Below are 5,435 nucleotides of genomic sequence, written 5' to 3'. Positions count from 1 at the left end.
TACCGTCCGCAGTTCTACTTCCGCACCACCGACGTGACCGGTGTGGTGACGCTGCCGGAGGGCACGGAGATGGTGATGCCCGGTGACAACACCAACATTTCGGTGAAGCTGATCCAGCCCGTGGCCATGGACGAGGGTCTGCGGTTCGCTATCCGCGAGGGTGGCCGCACCGTCGGCGCCGGCCGGGTCGTCAAGATCATCAAGTAGTTTCGTTCAACGCGAAGCCCGGATCGCCCATCGCGGCAATCCGGGCTTTGCGTTCTGCGGCGAAGCCGGGTTGGCCTCCAAGGTGTACCTCTGCCCGATATTTGTGATCGGTAGCGGCAGTTAGGCGCTACTCTGACATCACTTTCGGGCCAGTAAGGAGGCTTACGTGTTAGCGCGCTACTTGAAGGCACAGCTGATTGTTCTGCTGTGCGGCGGTTTGGTCGGGCCGATCTTCTTGGTCGTCTACTTCGCTCTTGGACTCGGCGATCTGCTGTCGTGGATGTTGTGGGTCGGGTTGCTCATCACTGTGATCGACGTCGTGGTCGCGATTTGGTTGGCGAACTTTGGCGCGAACTCGGCGGCCAAGAAGGCCGCGCTGGAACAGCATGGGGTCTTGGCGCTGGCCCAGATCACCGGGCTCACCGAGACGGGAACGCGGATCAACGAGCAGCCACTGGTGAAAGTGCAGCTGCACATCTCGGGATCCGGATTTGTGCCGTTCGACAGTGAAGATCGAGTCATCGCCAGCGTCACCCGGCTGGGTAACCTGACCGCACGCAAGCTGGTGGTACTGGTCAACCCGACCACCCAGCAATACTTAATCGACTGGGAGCGTAGCGCTTTGGTCAACGGGCTGGTGCCCGCGCAGTTCACCCTGGCCGAAGACAACCAGACCTACGACTTGAGTGGGCAGGCCGGCCCGCTGATGGAAATCCTGCAGATCCTCAAGGCCAACAACGTTCCGCTCAACCGGATGGTGGACATCCGCTCGAACCCGGCACTGCGTCAGCAGATCCAGGCCGTGGTACGCCGGGCGGCCCAGCAGCAGGCACCAGCGACCGCGGCGCCACAGCACTCGCCCACGGAGCGGTTGCAGGAGCTGGAGTCGCTGCGTGCCAGTGGCGTGCTGTCCGACCAGGAATACAACAGCAAGCGGGCCCAGATTATCTCCGAGATCTGACACCGACCGACCCCGAGGCGAGTTAGAACACGTTTCAGTTTCGCTGCTAGCCTGACAGGCGGCGGAAGGGGTATGCGTGGCTGGATCACTGCAAGGGCGGGTGGCATTCATCACCGGTGCCGCCCGCGCCCAGGGCCGAGCGCACGCCGTGCGGCTGGCCCGCGAAGGCGCCGACATCATCGCGCTGGACATCTGCGCGCCCGCATCGGACACGCTCACATACACGCCCGCCACACCGGAGGATCTCAGCGAGACCGTCCGCCTCGTGGAAGCCGAGGGGCGCAAGATACTGGCGCGTGAGGGCGACATCCGCGACGACGCGTTGCTCAAGCAACTGGTGGCCGACGGCTTCGAGCAATTCGGCCGGCTCGACATCCTGGTGGCCAACGCCGGGGTGCTGGGCTGGGGCCGCCTCTGGGAACTCACCGACGAACAGTGGGACACCGTGATCGGGATCAACCTGACCGGCACCTGGCGCACGCTGCGCGCGGCGATTCCCGCGATGATCGAGGCCGGCAATGGCGGCTCCATAGTTATCGTCAGCTCGTCGGCCGGTGTGAAGGCCACGCCGGGCAATGGCCATTACGCGGCGTCCAAGCACGGACTTACCGCTCTGACCAACACGCTGGCCATCGAGCTCGGCGAATACGGCATCCGGGTCAACTCGATCCACCCCTACTCCATAGACACCCCGATGGTCGAGCCCGAGGCGATGATGGAGCTCTTTGCCAAGCATCCCCGCTATGTGCACAGCTTTCCGCCAATGCCGATGCAGTACAAGGGGTTCATGTCGGCCGATGAAGTCTCCGACGTCGTCGTCTGGTTGGCTGGCGATGGCTCGGGCACGCTGTCGGGCACACAGATTCCGGTAGACAAGGGCGCCTTGAAGTACTGACCGGCGATCGTGTATGAACTCCACGTGAGCAGTAGCAAAGGTGTACACCGCAGCGACAACGGGATTGTGATCGTCGGCGGTGGCCTCGCGGCCGCCCGGACCGCCGAGCAGTTACGCCGGTCGGAATACGCCGGGCGCATCACGATCATCAGCGACGAGGTGCATCTGCCCTACGATCGGCCGCCGCTGTCCAAAGAGGTGCTGCGCAAAGAGGTGGACGACGTCGCCCTCAAGCCGCGCGAGTGGTACGACGAGAAGGACATCATCCTGCGGCTGGGTTCGGCCGCGACCGGTCTGGACACGGCCGCTCAGACGGTGACGCTGGCCGACGGATCCGTGCTCGGTTACGACGAGCTCGTGGTCGCCACCGGCCTGGTGCCGCGGCGGATCCCGTCATTTCCCACCATCGAGGGCGTGCGGGTGCTGCGGTCGTTCGACGAGAGCATTGCGTTGCGCACCCATGCATCCGACGCGAAGCACGCCGTGGTCATCGGCGCGGGGTTCATCGGCTGCGAGGTGGCGGCCAGCCTGCGCAGTCTTGGGGTCGACGTGGTGCTGGTGGAGCCCCAGCCGACGCCGCTGGCATCGGTACTGGGGGAGCAGATCGGTGAGCTGGTGGCACGGCTGCACCGCGCCGAGGGTGTTGACGTCCGCCTTGGGGTCAGCGTTGCCGAGGTACGCGGCCAGGGTCACGTGGACTCTGTGGTCTTGACCGATGGCACGGCGATCGCGACCGACCTGGTGGTGGTCGGCATCGGGTCGCGCCCGGCGACCGAATGGCTCGGGGGCAGTGGCATCGAGGTCGACAACGGGGTGCTCTGCGACGAGGCCGGACACACCAGCGCGCCGAACGTATGGGCGCTCGGTGACGTGGCCTCCTGGCGGGATGCGACGGGACACCAAGCGCGGGTGGAACATTGGAGCAACGTAGCCGACCAGGCCCGCGTTGTGGTGCCGGCGATGCTGGGCCAGGACGTCCCGGAAGTGGTTGTCGTACCGTACTTTTGGAGCGACCAGTACGATGTGAAGATCCAGTGCCTGGGCGAGCCGGAAGCTGACGACGTCGTGCACCTGGTCGAGGATGACGGCCGCAAGTTCCTGGCCTACTACGAGCGCGACGGCGTAGTGGTCGGTGTGGTCGGCGGTGGCATGCCCGGCAAGGTCATGAAGGTCCGCGGCAAGATCGCCGCCGCGACGCCGATCGGCGAACTGCTCGGCTGAATTTCCCGGAGACGCGCAACCGCCATCGCTCGCCGAGCTGATTTGGCCGAACGGCGTAAAGAAATCGTCAACGACGAACCCGTCACGAGGTATTGACGTTTACCTTTTTCGGGGAGGTCCCGTTGAGCACATCGTCCGCCAGCATCGCGTTTGTCGCTCTGCTAGCGGCCGCGCTCGTGCTTGTGCATGTACCCCTGGGTGACTACATGTATCACGTCTACAGCTCGAAACGAGACTGGCGGGTCGAGCGTGCGATCTATCGCATCATCGGCGTGGATGCCCGAGCCGAACAGCGTTGGGACCATTACGCTCGCAGCGTCTTGGCTTTCTCGTCAGCCGGCGTCGTGTTCCTGTTCGTCTTTGAGCTGGTGCAAGACAAGTTGCCGCTGCACCTGCGCAATCCGGCGACACCGATGACGCCGTCCCTTGCGTGGAATACCGCGGTCAGCTTCGTCAGCAACACCAGCTGGCAGGCGTACGCGGGGGAGTCGACCCAAGGCCACCTGGTACAGATGGCCGGCATCGCGGTCCAGTGTTTTCTCTCCGCTGCGGTCGGGATGTCGGTGGCGATGGCGCTGGTTCGCGGCTTCGCACGGACGAAAACCGATGAGCTGGGCAACTTCTGGGTAGACCTCGTCCGTGGCACGATGCGCATCTTGTTCCCCATCTCAGTGATCGGTGCGATGGTTCTGATGGCTGGCGGCGTGATCCAGAACTTCCACCTCAACGACCAGGTCGTGACCACGCTGGGCGGCGCACATCAGACCCTCACCGGAGGGCCGGTCGCCAGCCAGGAATCCATCAAGTTGCTCGGTAGCGACGGGGGTGGCTTCTACAACGCTAACTCCGCGCATCCGTTTGAGAATCCGACCTCATGGACGAACCTCGCCGAGGTATTCCTGGTGCTGCTCATCAGTTCCGCGCTACCCCGCACCTTCGGCCGGATGGTCGGTCGCAAAAAGCAGGGCTATGCGATTGCCGCGGTGATGGCACTGCTCGCGTTGGTTAGCGTCGGCCTGACGACGATCTTTCAACTGGGGCACTACGGTACCGTCCCCACCGCGGCCGGCGGCGCCATGGAAGGCGTCGAACAGCGTTTCGGCGTAGGCGATTCGGCGGTCTTCGCTGACGCGACAACGCTGACGTCCAGCGGCGCCACCGACTCGATGCACGATTCGTACACCAGCCTCGGCGGGTTGATGGCGATGTTTAACATGCAGCTCGGCGAGGTGGCCCCCCGGCGGGGCCGGCTCGGGCCTGTACGGCATGCTGATCCTCGCGGTTGTCACGGTGTTCGTCGCCGGATTAATGGTGGGCCGCACACCGGAATACCTCGGCAAGAAGGTCACGCCGCGTGAGATGAAGCTTGCCACAGGCGTTTTCCTGACCACCGAGGTGCTCGTGCTCCTCGGTACCGGGATCGCGATGGCATTGCCCGGCCCGCGAGCCGGCATGGGCAACGGCGGACCCCACGGTCTGTCGGAGGTGCTGTACGCGTTCACGTCCGCGGCGAACACCAACGGCTCGGCTTTCGCCGGTCTGTCCACGAACACGACGTGGTACAACACCGTGCTCGGTCTGACGATGCTCATCGGTCGTTACGCGCCCATCGTTCTGGTGCTCGCGCTGGCCGGCTCGCTGGCGCGACAAGGCCACACGCCGGAATCCCCCGGCACCTTGCCTACTCACCGTCCGCAGTTCGTCGGTCTCGTCGCGGTCGTCACAGTCATCCTGTGTGGCCTGACGTTCTTGCCCGCCTTGGCACTTGGGCCGCTCGCCGAAGGGGTCCACTAGGACGATGCGCGGCCATGCCTCCGACTCGGTCGAGAAGAGGCTTGCGCTCGGCCATGTCACTGGCGCATATCGCACTCTCGCGCAAGATATTTCGTTTGGTTTCGATCAGCTGGTTGAAATCGCTCTGTGCGCACTTTCATCTGCGGTGAACGACACGTTCACCGCGTTGACCTGCGTCGACTGGATCGCCGACGAACTGGCCCCGGTAGATGCGGCGGCGCGGGTCAGCGCTGGGCTTTGGGGCTGACCCTCACCGGCCGCTTCGGTCCGCGGGGCCGCAGGTGTTTACCGGCCGATTGGTCCGCGGAGTAGACGGGTTGAAAATCGATCACGTTGACATCGATCTTGACGTTCGGC

Annotated in this window: 4 protein-coding genes and 2 pseudogenes; all 6 read left to right on the top strand. The window is 64.3% G+C overall.

The genetic code is table 11. The annotated features are described in order from the left end of the window. Positions 1 to 207: pseudogene (locus tag JO236_RS02420) on the top strand (elongation factor Tu); the annotation flags it as partial. A gap of 166 nt (positions 208 to 373) precedes the next feature. Next, positions 374 to 1,168 (top strand): SHOCT domain-containing protein, encoded by a 795-nt coding sequence (locus JO236_RS02415; protein WP_293324236.1) that lies wholly within the window; start codon positions 374 to 376, stop codon positions 1,166 to 1,168. A gap of 76 nt (positions 1,169 to 1,244) precedes the next feature. After that, entirely contained in the window at positions 1,245 to 2,063 is an 819-nt protein-coding gene (locus JO236_RS02410) for a mycofactocin-coupled SDR family oxidoreductase (RefSeq protein ID WP_293324233.1), read from the top strand. A gap of 9 nt (positions 2,064 to 2,072) precedes the next feature. Next, entirely contained in the window at positions 2,073 to 3,284 is a 1,212-nt protein-coding gene (locus JO236_RS02405; RefSeq protein WP_293324230.1) for an NAD(P)/FAD-dependent oxidoreductase, read from the top strand. A 206-nt stretch (positions 3,285 to 3,490) separates the two neighbouring features. Continuing rightward, positions 3,491 to 5,078: pseudogene (gene kdpA, locus JO236_RS02400) on the top strand (potassium-transporting ATPase subunit KdpA). Positions 5,079 to 5,082: 4 nt separating this feature from the next. After that, complete coding sequence (locus JO236_RS02395; protein WP_293324228.1) at positions 5,083 to 5,325, top strand: DUF2254 family protein; 243 nt, start codon at positions 5,083 to 5,085, stop codon at positions 5,323 to 5,325. Positions 5,326 to 5,435: the final 110 nt, after the last annotated feature.

It is taken from the genome of Mycobacterium sp. (genome assembly GCF_019247635.1).
In the GTDB taxonomy this organism is placed as follows: Bacteria; Actinomycetota; Actinomycetes; order Mycobacteriales; family Mycobacteriaceae; genus Mycobacterium.
This window is presented reverse-complemented; position numbering and strand designations above follow the sequence as displayed.

Coding starts and splice junctions, on each gene's coding strand:
- JO236_RS02395 (WP_293324228.1), top strand. CDS start 5,083: ATGCGCGGCCATGCCTCCGACTCGGTCGAGAAGAGGCTTGCGCTCGGC.